Genomic DNA, 14386 nt, shown 5'->3' with positions numbered 1-14386 from the left:
CTCGATGAACACGGCCGCCGTCGGAGCACCCGGGACGCCCCGGCGATACCTCCACTCACTGTGGCTGCTCTCGGCCCGCGATCTGAAGGTCCGATACGCGACCAGCGCACTGGGCTATCTGTGGTCGGTGCTCGATCCGCTCGTGATGAGTGCGATCTACTGGTTCGTCTTCACGCAGGTCTTCGGGCGGGATGTGGGCGAGAAGCCCTACATCGTGTTCCTCATCACCGCACTGCTGCCGTGGGTCTGGTTCAACGCGGCGGTCACCGACTTCACCCGCGCGTTCAACAAGGACGCCAGACTCGTGAGGTCCACCGCCATCCCGCGGTCGATCTGGATCAACCGCATCGTGTTGAGCAAGGGTGTCGAGTTCCTGTGCTCGATGCCCGTGCTCGTGCTCTTCGCCGTCTTCGGGGGAGCCACGGTCGGGTGGGGCCTGCTCCTGTTCCCGGTCGCGGTGATGCTCCAGGTCGCGCTGCTGGTGGGGCTGGGGCTCATCGTCGCGCCGCTGTGCGTCCTCTGGGGTGACCTGGAGCGCACGACCCGACTCATCCTTCGGGCGCTCTTCTACGCCTCGCCGATCATCTACGGCGTCTCGGACCTGCCCGCGGGCTTCCGCGAGGTCGCGGCGTTCAACCCCCTCGCAGGAATCTTCACGTTGTACCGCGCGGGATTCTTCCCGGATCAGTGGGACACTCTGTCGGTGGTCGCGGGTGCGGTCGTGAGCCTTGTGATCCTCGGGCTGGGCGTCCTGGTCTTCCGACGCCTCGAGCGACCCGTGCTGAAGGAGCTGTGATGGCCGCCGACGTCGCGATCGATGTGCAAAACCTCGGCGTCCGGTTCCGACGCAACCGGAGGGGCCGACGCAGCCTCAAAGACCTGTTCGGCGGTGCATCCCGTCGCGCTCGCCCGGGCGAGTTCTGGCCGCTGCGCAATGTCAGCTTCACCGTCGCCCCGGGAGAGTCGATCGGTGTCGTGGGACGCAACGGGCAAGGCAAGTCGACGCTCCTCAAGCTCGTCGCCGGCGTCCTGCTGCCCGATGAGGGTTCCGTTCGCGTCCTCGGCGGTGTGGCGCCTCTGATCGAGATCACCGGTGGCTTCGTCGGCGATCTGACGGTGCGCGAGAACGTCCGCCTGACCTCCGGGTTGCACGGCATGAGCCGTGCCGAGATCTCCCGGCGCTTCGACTCGATCATCGATTTCGCGGAGCTCGAGGATTTCGTCGACACCCCCTACAAGCATCTGTCGAACGGGATGAAGGTGCGGCTCGCCTTCGCCGTCGTCTCCCAGCTCGAGGAGCCGATCCTGCTCGTCGACGAGGTGCTGGCCGTGGGCGACAAGGCCTTCCGGGAGAAGTGCTATCGGCGCATCGACGAGTTGCTCGCCGAGGGGCGGACCCTCTTCTTCGTCAGCCACAACGAGAAGGATCTGCGCCGTTTCTGCACGCGCGGACTGTACCTCGACAAGGGGGCGCTCAAGATGGACGCACCGATCGCCGACGTCCTCGAGCGCTACAACGCCGACTACGCGGCCGGCTGAGGCTGCGTGAGCGGCGGCATGGGCTTCCAAGAACGGTCGCGCGTGATCCTGCGTCCGTCGCGGAGTCCTCGGAAGAGGTTGCTCGTGCCGCGCACCTTGCGTTCGACGACCACCAACCGGATGAGCTCTTTGGCGAAGGTCATCGCGGTACCGAGCCCGAAGAGGAACGGGTTGTACACGCCGAGCTCGCGATAGTAGCGCTTGATGTACGCGCGGTTGCGCATGATGTAGTACCGGTACGCGTCGCTCGAGGCGTTCATGTGGCGGATGCCCATGTCCCACTGCTTGATCTCGCGCGTTCGGCGCAGCACGAACTCGTCGACGATGACCGAGGTCGTCACGCGCGACGCCAACCAGCCGTACAGCTGGTCGTCCCAGTAGATGAAGAACCGAGGATCGGGGAGCCCGATCTGCGTGACGATGTCACGGTGGATGAACATGCCCTCGAAGCAGCCGGAGTTCATCTCCTTGAATCCGGAGGCGTCGAAGCCCGCCGGGGCGAAGGGGATGGGGATGCCCATGCGGTCGGCCACGCGGTACTGCCAGTAGAACTCGCTGCCGTCGTAGTCGTAGCGGCGACCCTGGATGCTCTTGAACCGCGGAGCCCACTTCCCCATGCGCGCCAGGCCGTCGGGGAGTACTTCGACGTCGTCGTCCATCAGCCAGATCCACGCGGAGCCGAGCTCGTAGGCGGTGCGCATGCCCTCGCTGAACCCGCCGGATCCACCGGTGTTCGTCTCGAGTCGGCGATACACGACCTGCGTGTTCAGGCGCGGACGGAACTGCTCGATGACGTCGGTGGTGTCGTCGGTCGAGGCGTTGTCGATCACCACGAGGTGGCCCGGGGCGGGATCCATCGCCTCGACGCTGGTGAGCAACCGCGTCAGCAGAGCGGACCGGTTGTACGTCACGACCACGATCGTGGCGGATGCGGGATCAAAGGGGGCGTGGGAGGGCACGTCGGGACTCTCGGATGCGGCGGCCATAGCGACCTGATCCTACCCCGGTCGACTGAAGGCTCAGCGGGTGCGCTCTTCGGGAAGCAGCGGCGACGCGGGGTCGCCGCTGTCGAGCCGGTCCCGCCACGAACGCGACTGCCCCGCGCGGCTCGCGCACACCACCAAGAGCAACCATCCGTATCCGAACAGCGTGAAACTCTCGAACACCGAGTCGATGAGCAGCGCGGTGAGCACGAGGGGCGTCCAGGTGTACACCACGGCTCGTCGGTTGCTGGCCTCGAGCCACGACCGCACGAGCGCGACGACGCAGAACCCAGCGAACAGCAGCAGGCCGAACCATCCCACCTGCAGCAGGACGTCGAAGTAGGCGTTGAGCGCCGAAGCGTGGCGCTCGCCGAGGGTCACATTGATGGAGAGGAACGGGAACTCCGTCGTCGACCAGGTGCCGTACCAGCCCCAGCCCTGCACAGGGTGATAGCGGACGTAGTCGAGGATCGTGTTCCACAGGTCCGCGCGGGTCGAGAAGTCGCTGCCGGCGCCGAGCATGGCGATGATGGGACCCCGGGCGGCGTAGGCCACCGCCAGTGCGACCACGACGATTGCGGCGAGCGTCGCCTGCAGCATCGGCCTCGACGCCGGTCGGGTGTGGCGTACGACCATGAGCGTCAGGGTGGCGAGTCCGACGATGAGGGCGATCACGATCACGGTGGGTGAGTCGCTCAGGACGGCCAGTCCGCCCGCGAGGAGCACCGAGAAGACCGCGAGGCCGGGGCGCACGGACTGGGTGCGCCACTCCACGAGGAACGTGATGAGTGCGAGCACGGCGACGAAACCGAGTGCGTTGCGGGTGCCGAAGATCCCCTGCACGGGGCCGAGCTCGGCGATCAGGCCCTGCACACCCAGCAGGGGGAACGGCATGTCGATGAGGATGCCGAAGAGGATCTCGACGCCCAAGGACACCGCGAGCAGCCAGCGCATGACGTCGCCCAGCGCGCGGGCGGTCTGCAGGGTGTCGCGCACGTGGGCGATCGTGACGCCCAGCAGTGAGAGCGCCGCCAGAGCCACCCAGCCGATCAGGGACTTCGGCTGATCGGTCGACCAGAAGACGCTCACCAGCGTCCACCCGAGAAAGAGTGCGAGCGTCGCGGAAGCCAGCCGCAGCGGCGACAGCTCTCCTCTGCGCGCGACCAGCATGGCGACGGCGAGGGCGCACAGTCCGGCGACCATCGTCACGTAGGTCACCCTGCCCATGAGGCGCTCGATCGCGAAGGCGCCGAAGGTCGTGCCGAAGACGACGAGGGTGAACGCGCGCGCCATCCGGGCCGAGCGCAGTAGCTCGCCCACGCCCGAGGCGGCGGGGGCGATCATCCCTGGTCCGACACGGGGTCGCCGCGCTCGATACGCCACGAGGTCTCCGCGGGGCCGACGCCCAGCAGCGGTGACTGTCGGACCTTGAGTCCGAGCAGGACGACGAGCATCCAGCCCCACACCACCAGCGGGCCGGACTCCGCGAGACCCTGCACGAGCAGAACGGTGGCGACGAGCGTGGGCAGCAGCGTCAACGGTGAGTACGGGCGGTCATCGCGCAGATCCCAGCGCGGGCGGTCGATCGCGAAGAACCAGGCGCGCCAGATGAAGGTCACGTAGACGCCGACCATCAGAAGCACGCCGATCACGCCGAGTTGCAGGAAGACGTCGATCCACATGTTGTGCGCCTGCATGACCGTCTCGCCGTGGTCGACGATCCAGCCGTCGAAGTGGCTGTCCCAGGGCAGCCACGGCGATGCGAAGCCCCATCCGATCACCGGATGCTCGACCGCTCTCGCCAGCACCTGCTCCCAGATCCCTTCGCGCCCGGTCAGATCAGCGGAGCGGCCGAGGGCTGAGAAGAGCGTGTCGCGAGCGAAGAAGAGGATCGCGGCGCCCGCGAGGGCCACCCCGGCGTAAGCCGCGTAGTACACGGTGCGTCCGCCGGGCTTCGTGACGGTCCGCATGAGCAGCACCGTCACGAGCACGACGACCACGGCGGCCGCCGAGAGGTAGGCGGTCGCGGAGCCGGCGTGGACGAACAGCAGCCCGGCGATCGAGATCCAGATGATCGCGGAGACCCGCCCTTCGGCGTGCGCCGCCCAGCGGATAGAGAAGACGATGAGTCCGAGCAGTGCGATGACCGCGAGGAGGTTGGCGTTTCCCTGGATGCCCTGGATGCGGCCGTCGAGGTCGAAGAGGTTGTTGCGGGACCAGTAGACGATCGGGTCGTACTTCACACCCCGCTCCGGAAGCACCCATCCGGGCAGGATCGGTCGCCGCACGAGCAGCGACACGACGAGCTCGAAGGCGAGTGACAGTCCGAGCGCCCACTTCAGCGCGGCCGAGACGGCGGCGACGATCTCGCGCCAGGTGAGAATCGCCGCCACGAAGAGCCCCTGGCCCGTGGTGATCAGCCACAGCGCGAGCGTGGTGCCGGTCGTCGCGGGCCACGCCGTCCAGATGAGCGAGGCCGTCGCCCAGACGCCGTAGGCGAGGACGAACCAGGGCAGGCGGCGCATGTCGACCGGCGGCCGGACCAGAAGCCACACCACGAGGGAGACGACTGCGGTCGCGACCACGATCACGGTCGAGACGGCGACTCCGAAGGCCAGCGTCCACGCGGTGCCCGCGATCGCCTGGAAGACGACGAACACGCACCACGCGCGCAGCAACAGATGTCCCGTGCGCTCGCGCAACGGCGGTGCGGGTGCGGGACCTGCCGGATGTTGGGTTCGGACGGCCATGATGCCCTCAGATTATCCCGGGAGCCTTCTAGGCTGGGGGTGTGCTGGCCGAGCTGACCAACGTCCCCCGTGACTACCCCTGGGGCTCCTCCCATCTCATCGCGGACCTGCAGGGCCGTCAGCCCTCCGGCGCGCCCGAAGCCGAGGTCTGGTTCGGCGACCATCCCGGATCACCCGCCCAGCTCCCCTCCCTCGGAATGACGCTGGATGCCTGGTTCGACGCGCAGGGCGCGGGGGCGGAGCGGGCGGTGCGACTGCCCTATCTGCTCAAACTGCTCGCCGCGGGTTCGCCCCTCTCGATCCAGGTCCACCCCTCGAGAGCGCAGGCCGTCGAAGGCTTCGCGCGGGAGGAGGCGGCCGGCATCGCCCGGGAGGCGGCGCACCGCACCTACAAGGACGACAACCACAAGCCCGAGGTGATCGTGGCTGTCAGCGACCGTTTCGAGGCGCTGGCGGGGCTTCGCCCGCTGGCGGCGACGCGGGACATTCTCGCGTCCCTCCCGCAGAACGAGGGTGTGACGGATCTCGCACGGGCGCTCGAGGGGGCCGATGAAGCCTCGACGTTGCGCGAGGTCCTCGGCTGGCTGCTCTCCGGTAAGGCGCAGAGCGTCGTCGACGGAGTGATCGCCGCCGTACGTGAGGCCGCCCAGGCGACGTCCACCGACCACTTCGTCGCGCTGGCCCGTGTCGCCGACGCCTACCCGTCGGATCCGGGCGTCGTGGTGGCGCTGCTCATGAACCATGTGGTGCTGGCGCGAGGCGAAGCGATCTTCGTACCGGCCGGCGTGCTGCACGCCTACCTGTCCGGTCTGGGCGTCGAGATCATGGCCGCCAGCGACAACGTGCTGCGCGGCGGTCTGACGCCCAAGCACATCGATGTCGACGAGCTGTTGCGCATCCTCGACACGACACCGGGCGAGGCGCCGAGGCTGCCGGCGATCGTGGGGGAGCCGGGTGTCGACGTCTTCGCGCCCGGGATCGCCGACTTCGAGCTGCTGCGCGTGACGGTGGACGAGGGGGAGGTGCGTCGTGTTCGCCTTCGCGGACCCGCCATCGCCGTGGCGACCGTCGGCGCGCCGGTCGTGTCGGCCGCTGCGGCGAGGGTGCAGCTCGCTCCGGGGGCCGCGGCATTCGCCACGCCCGACGAGCAGCACCTCGAGGTCACCGGTGCGGGCGAGCTGTTTCTCGCGATGCCGGGACGCGGAGTCGTCGCCTCGTAACGAATCCGCTCCATCGACACGCCGTCGGCGCGTCGTGAAGATTAAAGCGCGGGTTGAGGGTTTACGATCCGCGACTTGCTTTCCTCGAATCACACCTGTGTAATTTAGGCACCCGCCCACCGCGGGTCGTGATTTCGAGATCGTGGGGAGAGCACATGGCGAGCGCACCGTACCGCTCAGGCGTTCCCGACAACTGGCACGTCGATCCGGTCTTCCTCGGTGTCCCCGGCGTCCGTCGCGAAGCTCCGGTCGACGACGACAATCCGCTGTCATGGCAGACGGATGCGCTGTGTGCGCAGACCGATCCCGAGGCCTTCTTCCCTGAGAAGGGCGGCTCCACCCGCGACGCGAAGCGCATCTGCACGACCTGCGATGTCCGCGATGAATGCCTGGAGTACGCGCTGCGCAACGACGAGCGGTTCGGGATCTGGGGCGGGCTCAGCGAGCGCGAGCGTCGCAAACTCAAGCGTCGTGTGAGCTGAGCGCCCTGTCGAGATCGCCGATTGCGGCGCGTGCACCTCGCGCGTCGCGAACTCGTGCTTAGGCTGACTCAGTCATGTCGGCCCGTGTCCACGCTCTCCTCGTCGTGCGCCCTGAAGGGCGTACGGCCGCCGCGGCGCATCTCGAGCGCACGCTGTCCGCTCTCGCTGCGCAGACCCGCCGGGTCGACGCGCTGACGATCGTGCTCTGCGGGGGTGACTCCGCGCTCACGCAGCTCGTCACCGCATCCGGTGCGGAGGGCGTCATCACAGCCGGCGCCTCGACGTCGTTCGCCGACGCGGTGCGGCTCGCCTCGGTGCGCATCAGCGGCGAGTTCGTCTGGCTTCTCGCCCAGGACACCGCGCCGGAGCCGGAGGCGCTGCAGCGCCTGCTCGCCGGACTCGAACGCGCGCCCTCGGTCGCTGTCGTCGCTCCCAAGCTGGTGGAGTGGGAGGAACCGGCTCGCATCGTCTCGCTCGGCGTGACGATGACGACGTTCGGCCGCGCGGTCGAGAAGGTGCACGACGAACTCGACCAGGGTCAGCACGACGGCGAGGAGGACGTCCTCGGGGCTGATGTGCGCGGTGTGCTCGTGCGTGCCGACCTGTGGCGCACCCTCCGCGGTGTCGATCCTGCGCTCGGCGGCGCGGACGAGGGCCTCGATCTCGGCGTGCGCACCCGCCTGGCGGGGCACCGGGTGAGTCTCGTGCCCACCGCGCGGGTGGCGGTCGCCGGCGACGGTGTGGCCGGCCTTCCCGCGGCCGCGACCGGACGCGCCCGTCGGCGGCGCGCCTACGCCCGCCGACTCGCCCAGATCCATCGGCGCCTGGCGTACGCTCCGGCCGCGGCGGTCCCGTTGCACCTGCTCTCGCTCATCCCGTTGGCGCTGTGGCGTGCGGCGGCGCTGCTCGTGGCGAAGCAGCCCTCCCGGGTGCTGCCCGAGTGGGGCGCGTCGATCGTCGCCTTCTTCCGGTGGGGTGCGATCGCCTCATCCCGGGGAGTCATCCGTCACTCACGCGCAGCCGCGTGGTCCCAGCTCGCTCTGCTGCGCATCACGAGGTCGGCGCTCCGGCAGCGTTTCGACGCGGACGCGGACGCCGACGCGATGAACCGACCGGTGCGCGGTGAGCTCCACTTCTTCACGGGTGGCGGCGCGTGGCTCGTGCTGGCGGGATTGGTGGTCTCGGCGGCCGCATTCCCCGCCCTCCTGGCATGGCCGGCTCTGGGCGGCGGCGCACTCGAGCCGCTGCGGGCGACGCTCGGTCAGCTCTGGGCCGACGCGGCGTTCGGCGCCCGAGCCACCGGCCTCGATATGGCAGGACCGGCCGACCCGTTCGCCGCCGTCGTGGCGCTGCTCGGTTCGCTCTGGCCGGCAGAGCCCTCGCGCATCCTCGTCGTCCTGTGGCTCGCCGCGCTCCCGCTCGCGGTGCTGGGAGGCTGGTTCGCGGCCACGCGTCTCACGTCGCGGTCGCTGCTGCGCAACACGGCCGCCATCGCCTGGGCGCTCGCGCCCACCTTCTGGACCGCCCTCGTCGAAGGCCGGCCCACGGGCGTCATCGTCCATCTGTTGCTGCCCTGGCTGTTCTATGCCGGGGCCGTCGCCCACCGGTCGTGGGCCGCAGCGGGGGCGGCGTCCTTGTTGCTGGCCGGTGTGCTCGCGTGCGCGCCATCACTCGCGCCCGCTCTGATCATCATCTGGATGCTGGCGATGATGCTCGTCGTGGTCGCGCGCGGCGGACGCGGGGCTGGGCAGATCGTCTGGACCGGCGTTCCCGCCCTGGCACTGTTCGCGCCCCTCATCTGGGCTCAGCTGCACGGCGGAACGGTGTGGGGCCTGCTCGCCGATCCGGGCCCGGTCTGGGCGGGCGCACAGGCAGGAGCCGACGCGGCAGGCCGCTTCGCGCTCGCGGCGGGGTTTCCGACCACGGACTTCGCCGGGTGGGCCGGTCTTCTCGGTTCCACGACCATCGGCCCCTTCGTCACCGCGGTGGTCGTCCTGATCGCCCCCCTCGCGCTGCTCGCTCTGCTGTCGCTGCTGACCCCGCGGTGGATGGTCGCGGGTGTGCTGATCGTGATCGCGCTCCTCGGCATCGCCACGGCCTTCGCCGCCGTCGGCTTCGCCGTCTCGGTCGACACCCGAGGCACCCCCGTGGCGCTCTGGCCGGGCGCCGCTCTCAGTCTTGCCTGGCTGGGGATCGTCGCAGCCGCCACGGTGACGCTCGATTCCGGCGTTCCGGCGCGAGCCGGCGGGCTGCGCGTCTTCGGCGCCGTCGCCGTCATGGGGACCCTCGTGGTCCTCGCCGTTCCATCGGTCACGGCGATGGGTCGGGGGCAGAGCGGGCTGCAGAGCGGTTCGCCGTCGACGCTGCCCGCCTACGTGGCGGCGCAGGGACGCGATGACTCGAACGTCGGCACGATCGTGCTCTCGCCCCTGGCCGACGGCTCCGTCGCAGCACAGGTGGTGTGGGGCGGGAGTGAGACGCTGTCGGGTGTCTCCACGCTGGATGCGACCCGCACCGTGGCGTCGGCCTCCGACGAGGAGGTGGCCGCCCTCACCGCGGATCTCGTGACCTCGACCTCGGAGGACGTCGTCGCACGCGTTGCGGCGGCCGGAATCCGCTTCATCGTGGTTGCTCCCGAGTCCTCGGACGAGAGCGACGCGGCGCGCGCGTTGCGGCTCTCGGCCCAGACGGCGCTCGACCAGCGCGACGACCTCGACGTCGTCGGCGCGACCCCCAAGGGCACGCTCTGGCGCGTGACGACGGACGTGGCCGACCGACCAGCGCCCAGTCCGGAGATCGTGCGGCAGGCCTGGGTCGTCGCGGTGGTCCAGCTCGTGGTCGTCGCGATCGCCCTGCTGCTCTCGTTCCCCACCGCCGCATCACGCCGCGAGGCTCGCCGCACCCCGCGCACCGTCGGTCCGCGTTCGCGGGAGGAGCAGGTATGAGCAGGCAGCGGATGTGGCGCTGGGCGGCCACGAGCACCCGGCTCGTCGTGGGTGCCGGTCTCGCAGTCGGCATCGTCGGGGCGGTGGGCGTCGGCGTCGCCGCGAACTGGCCCACCCACACGCACGAGCCGCTCGCCGTGGGCGTGACCCCCACGCCGGCGGACACGGTGCTCGCCTGCGCCGGGCCCCTGCTCGCGCTCGGACGCGACGCCACGCAAGCCGACCAGATCGCCAGCGCGGCGCCGACCGAGACCGTCTTCGGATCGGACGGCGCGACGCTGACGCAGACGACGGAACGGAGCGCCCCCGATGTCGTCGGCTCCGACGGGCACCCCGTCTTCGTCGCACCCCCGATCGACGGCACGCGATCGGATGCCGCCGCATCGGCCAGCGGCGCGGTCGCCGCTGAAGACATCCGTGGTTTCGCCGCCTCTGCCTGCCAGCCGCCGCTCATCGAGTCCTGGCTCGTCGCGGGTGCGACCACCACGGGATCGGCGGATGTCATCCTCCTCTCCAACCCCTCGGATGTGGCCGCGACCGTCGACCTCACGCTGTACAGCGCGACCGGGGCCTCCCTCCCGCCGTCGGGAAGCGGGCTCCGCGTCGACGCCCACACGCAGCGCCTCGTGCCGCTGGCCGCGCTGGCGGTCGGCGAAGGAGCGCCGGTCGTGCGTGTCACCGCCTCCGGCGCGCCGGTCGCCGCCGCGCTGCAGTCGAGCCTCTCCCGGACACTGCTGACCGGCGGTGTAGAGCAGAGCGGCGCGATCGTGGGCTCGGCGACGCAGCAGGTCATTCCCGGACTGCGCGTGCCGCAGAGCGCGGTGGATGCGGCATCCGCCGGCGCGACCACCCTCCTGCGGCTGCTCTCGCCGGGTGTCGAAGCGACGGCCACCGTCACGGTGCAGGACGACACGGGGCGTACCGCGCTGACGCAGGAGGTTCCGCTCGGAGCGGACCTGCCCACCGAACTCGACCTCGCCGGTCTCTCGGCCGGAACGTACACCGTGCGCGTCGAGGCGACATCCGCCGTCGTCAGCGCCGTCTGGCAGACGACGAACTTCAGCAACGGCGCCGACTTCGCCTGGTACACGGCAGCGGAGCCCGTCGTCGAGCCGAGCGTGGTCGCCGTCCCCGAAGGGCCGTCACCTCTCCTGGTGATCGCGGGGTCCACGGTCGGCTCCGCGGATGTCGTGCTGACGCCGCTGAGCGGTGCCACCCAGACGGAGCGGGTCAGCGTCGCGGCCGGTGACACCGCCTCCGTGCCGGTTCAGCCGGGCGCGGTGTACCGCATCGAGACCACGAACCCGGTCCGGGCGTCGGTGAGTTACCTCGCGGACGGTGCGATCAGCGCGTTCCCGGTGTGGCCGGCGGATGCGGCCGCTGCGGAGATCATCGTCCGCCCCTGAGCCCGCTCAGAGAAAGCGGAATCGATCGGGGCCCAGGTCCCACGGGTCGCGCCCGAGGAACTCGGCCGCCGCGCGGAAGACGCAGCTCTCGATCATCATCCGACGATGGGAGTCATCGTTGCGGTGCAGGTGCGCGAGACGTTCGATGGGCAGCCGGTAGAGCACGATGCGCTTCTCGTCGGGCAGCACGCTCCAACGCGGGATGCCGTCGGCATCCGCGGCCGGGGGCATGTCGGCCATCTCGAAGCGCACCTCGCGCAGCTCGGGCCAGGCGCCACGGAGGAACTCGGCGACCGAACCGACGGCGAGGTCGAACCGGTCGACGCGCGTCTCGAGGGGCGGCAGCGGAGGGCGCACCACGGCGCTTCGGCCCTGCCGGCCGTGACGCCCGTGGCGTTCGGGACGCGGGGCTGCGGGTGCGGGGCGCGGCCGGCGGCGGATCATCTGACCATCCTAGGCGCGGCGCACCAACGGTGTCCGTGGGGCGCGTTAGGGTCGCAGCGTGCAGGAACGTCAGTGCTCCAAGGTCGCGTGCGCGCGTGAAGCGGTGGCGACGCTCACCTACGACTACGCCGATCAGATGGCAGCGGTGGGTCCGCTGGGTCGGGCGGGAGATCCCCACGCGCACGACCTGTGCCAGGTGCACACCGAGCGACTGTCCGTGCCGAAGGGCTGGCTGGTCGTGCGTCACGAGACGCTCCGGGCCTCCTAGCCCCGGCGCGTGACGGGCGCGGGCAGCAGTGCCTCGGCCCGCGCATCGCGTGCTCTGACGGCCGTCAACTCCCGCTGAAAGCGCAGCGCCGCCACAGCTCGGACGAACAGCTCCGGGTCCGCGGGCGGGACGGGGGAGACGGATGCGGCCGCCTCCGCGGCCAGCTGGGCTGCGAGCATCCTTCGCGCCTGGGGCTGCAGTTGCTCGGCCTGTCGGACGAACCTCGCGAGACGCCGGGCGACCGGGGCAGGCAGCGGCGCCACATCGGCGATGCGGGCCCACTCGGCGAGGGGGACCGGTACCTGCGGCTCGAACGTGGCGAGGCGCCCGGCGCGCGTGCGCTGACTGAACGTGCCCGCCATCAGGTCGCCCAGCCGCTGTGCGCGCGGCGTGAACATCCCGGTCAGCGCGGCCACGGCGCCGAGGGTGAACCAGATCTCCAGGACTCCGACGAGCGCCCGGATCAGCGCCTGCCGGAACCCCGCCGCTCCGCCGTCGGCGCGGACGATGCGGGCGCCGACGATGAGCTTGCCGAGGCTTCGTCCGCGTGTGGCGGTCTCGATCGTGGTGGGGGCGACGACCAGCAGAAGGACCGCCAACAGGATCGAGACGATCGTCCCGAGTCCGGAGTCCACGGAGAGCACCCCGGTCAGACCGAGCGCCAGCATGACGACGAGTGCGGCAGCCACCGTGACGATCATGTCGATCGCGGCTCCCGCCAGCCGGAGGAAGAACCCCGCGGGTTGGACGTCGAGCGCGACGGCCTCACCGGTGAGGATCTCGTCCTGACCGATCTCGACCAGGGTCACGGCGGAGGGCATGGCTACAGTGAAACACATGGATCTCGACGCGCTCACGGCCGCCCACAGGGCTGAGTGGGAACGTCTCGACGAGTTGGCGGGCCGCCGACGGCTGAGCGGTGCTGAGGCGGACGAGCTCGTGATGCGCTATCGGGCGGCCTCTGCGGATCTTGCGGAGTTGAAGACGGCGGCGGGGCGCAGCCCGCAGGCCGACCATCTTTCGCTCGTGCTCGCCCGTGCCCGCCTGCGGCTCACCGCCGGCGACGGCAACCTGCTCCGCCGGATCCCGCAGTTCTTCCTCGATCAGCTGCCCGCGGCGCTGTATCGCGTGCGCTGGACGACACTCGCGGTGGCGGTCGCCTTCGTCCTGGCCTCGGCGCTGGTGGCGTTGTGGATCGCGTCCGATCCCGCCCTCGTGGCGACCCTGGGCTCGGAGGCGCAGCTCTCCTCGTATGCGAACGACGAGTTCGTGGCCTACTACTCCGACAACCCGGCGGCCGTGTTCGCCGGCACGGTGTGGACGAACAACGCCTGGATCGCAGCCCAGTGCGTGCTGTTCGGCATCACCGGCATCTGGCCGGTCTCCGTCGTCATCCAGAACGCGATCGGCCTCGGGACGGCAGCCGCGGTCATGGGGTCCTTCGACCGGCTCGACGTGTTCTTCGCGTTCATCCTGCCCCACGGTCTGCTCGAGCTGACGAGCGTGTTCGTCGCGGCGGCCGCGGGGCTCCACGTCTTCTGGGCCTGGGTCGCGCCCGGCCCCCGCTCCCGCGGCGAGTCGCTCGCCGCGGCGGGTCGTTCGCTCGCGACCGTCGCGGTCGGCCTGGTCTTCGCCCTCGCCCTGTCGGGGGTCGTCGAGGCCTATGTCACGCCGCAGCCGTGGCCCTGGCCCGTGAAGATCGTGCTCGGCACCCTCGCCCTCGGGGTCTTCCTCTTCTACATGCTCGTGGTCGGGCGGCGGGCCGCACGCCGCGGCCAGACGGGGGATCTGGACGGGGATGACGTCGGGCAGACCGAGCTCGTCGCGGGCTGAGCGGGCACGGATTCAGCGATCGTTCATCTGTTCGCGGGCGTGTCGTATTTTTGAATAGATCAAAACAATGGCAGGATGCGGGAGTGGCCCCCGCATCCGTCGAGACAGAGAACGCCCTGCGTCACGCGGGCCTTCGTGTCACCGAGACGCGGCGCGGGGTCTATGACGCGCTGCACGCGCTGCCGCATGCCCGCGCAGACGAGGTGTTCGTCCGCGTGCGCGAGCGTCTGCCGGCGACGAGCATGCAGTCGGTCTACAACGCCCTCGGCGACTTCGTCGATGCGGGGCTGGCCCGGCGCATCGAGCCCGCGGGGCATCCCGGACTGTTCGAGCTGCGCGTCGCCGACAACCACCATCACCTCGTCTGCCGCGGCTGCGGACGCGTCGAGGATGTGGACTGCGTCGCGGGAGCGGCGCCGTGCATGCATCCCCAGCAGACGCATGGCTTCTCGGTCGAGGCCGCCGAGGTGACCTTCTGGGGCATGTGTCCGGCATGTGCTGCCCAGAGCGAATGAC

The 14386-nt window shown here is 70.2% G+C and carries 14 protein-coding genes; 9 read left to right on the top strand and 5 right to left on the bottom strand.

All coding sequences use genetic code 11. The features are described from left to right. Positions 1–4: 4 nt before the first annotated feature. Both LXM64_RS11990 and LXM64_RS11985 read left to right on the top strand, forming a co-directional pair. Positions 5–796, top strand: coding sequence for an ABC transporter permease (locus LXM64_RS11990; protein ID WP_234073391.1), 792 nt, complete (start codon positions 5–7; stop codon positions 794–796). Beyond that, the gene (locus LXM64_RS11985) at positions 796–1539 is read left to right on the top strand and encodes an ABC transporter ATP-binding protein (protein WP_234073390.1); all 744 of its coding nucleotides are present in this window, start codon (positions 796–798) and stop codon (positions 1537–1539) included. Before LXM64_RS11990 ends, LXM64_RS11985 begins: the two co-directional genes overlap by 1 nt. On the opposite strand, the gene LXM64_RS11980 is transcribed toward LXM64_RS11985, so the two are convergent. Genes LXM64_RS11980 through LXM64_RS11970 form a run of 3 tightly spaced genes read right to left on the bottom strand, consistent with a single transcriptional unit; the run spans position 1524 to position 5272 of the window. Next, the gene (locus tag LXM64_RS11980) at positions 1524–2525 is read right to left on the bottom strand and encodes a glycosyltransferase family 2 protein (protein WP_234073389.1); all 1002 of its coding nucleotides are present in this window, start codon (positions 2523–2525) and stop codon (positions 1524–1526) included. The two genes, LXM64_RS11985 and LXM64_RS11980, sit on opposite strands and share 16 nt — an antisense overlap. A 33-nt stretch (positions 2526–2558) precedes the next feature. After that, the gene (locus LXM64_RS11975) at positions 2559–3866 is read right to left on the bottom strand and encodes an O-antigen ligase family protein (protein ID WP_234073388.1); all 1308 of its coding nucleotides are present in this window, start codon (positions 3864–3866) and stop codon (positions 2559–2561) included. Continuing rightward, positions 3863–5272 (bottom strand): O-antigen ligase family protein, encoded by a 1410-nt coding sequence (locus LXM64_RS11970; protein ID WP_234073387.1) that lies wholly within the window; start codon positions 5270–5272, stop codon positions 3863–3865. Before LXM64_RS11970 ends, LXM64_RS11975 begins: the two co-directional genes overlap by 4 nt. Before the next feature lie 41 nt (positions 5273–5313). Here LXM64_RS11970 and manA point away from each other — a divergent pair, with 41 nt between their 5' ends. The 4 genes from manA to LXM64_RS11950 all read left to right on the top strand — a co-directional run bounded on the left by manA (position 5314) and on the right by LXM64_RS11950 (position 11325). Continuing rightward, positions 5314–6492, top strand: coding sequence for a mannose-6-phosphate isomerase, class I (gene manA, locus LXM64_RS11965; RefSeq protein WP_234073386.1), 1179 nt, complete (start codon positions 5314–5316; stop codon positions 6490–6492). 155 nt (positions 6493–6647) lie between these two features. Then, positions 6648–6974 (top strand): WhiB family transcriptional regulator, encoded by a 327-nt coding sequence (locus LXM64_RS11960; protein ID WP_137416374.1) that lies wholly within the window; start codon positions 6648–6650, stop codon positions 6972–6974. A 74-nt stretch (positions 6975–7048) separates the two neighbouring features. Then, positions 7049–9919, top strand: a complete 2871-nt coding sequence (locus LXM64_RS11955) for a glycosyltransferase (protein WP_234073385.1) — start codon at positions 7049–7051, stop codon at positions 9917–9919. Further along, positions 9916–11325 carry a DUF5719 family protein gene (locus tag LXM64_RS11950; protein WP_234073384.1) on the top strand — a complete coding sequence of 470 codons (1410 nt, stop codon included), beginning with the start codon at positions 9916–9918 and terminating at the stop codon, positions 11323–11325. The genes LXM64_RS11955 and LXM64_RS11950 overlap by 4 nt, the downstream gene beginning before the upstream one ends. Before the next feature lie 6 nt (positions 11326–11331). Here LXM64_RS11950 and LXM64_RS11945 read toward each other — a convergent pair whose 3' ends face one another. Continuing rightward, positions 11332–11769, bottom strand: a complete 438-nt coding sequence (locus LXM64_RS11945) for a metallopeptidase family protein (RefSeq protein ID WP_234073383.1) — start codon at positions 11767–11769, stop codon at positions 11332–11334. A gap of 58 nt (positions 11770–11827) precedes the next feature. Between LXM64_RS11945 and LXM64_RS11940 the strand changes: the two genes are divergently transcribed. Continuing rightward, complete coding sequence (locus tag LXM64_RS11940; protein ID WP_137416377.1) at positions 11828–12037, top strand: DUF3499 family protein; 210 nt, start codon at positions 11828–11830, stop codon at positions 12035–12037. Here the strand turns inward: LXM64_RS11940 and LXM64_RS11935 are convergent. Further along, entirely contained in the window at positions 12034–12858 is an 825-nt protein-coding gene (locus LXM64_RS11935; RefSeq protein WP_234073382.1) for an RDD family protein, read from the bottom strand. The two genes, LXM64_RS11940 and LXM64_RS11935, sit on opposite strands and share 4 nt — an antisense overlap. Positions 12859–12874: 16 nt before the next feature. On the opposite strand from LXM64_RS11935, the gene LXM64_RS11930 reads away from it, so the two are divergent. Beyond that, positions 12875–13870, top strand: a complete 996-nt coding sequence (locus LXM64_RS11930) for a stage II sporulation protein M (protein ID WP_234073381.1) — start codon at positions 12875–12877, stop codon at positions 13868–13870. 83 nt (positions 13871–13953) lie between these two features. After that, the gene (locus tag LXM64_RS11925; protein WP_137416380.1) at positions 13954–14385 is read left to right on the top strand and encodes a Fur family transcriptional regulator; all 432 of its coding nucleotides are present in this window, start codon (positions 13954–13956) and stop codon (positions 14383–14385) included. The last annotated feature ends 1 nt before the right edge of the window (position 14386 follow it).

It is taken from the genome of Microbacterium binotii, assembly GCF_021398715.1.
GTDB classification, from domain to species: Bacteria; Actinomycetota; Actinomycetes; order Actinomycetales; family Microbacteriaceae; genus Microbacterium; species Microbacterium binotii_A.
Note: the sequence above shows the minus strand (reverse complement) of the source record. Positions and strands in the feature narration are given on the sequence as shown.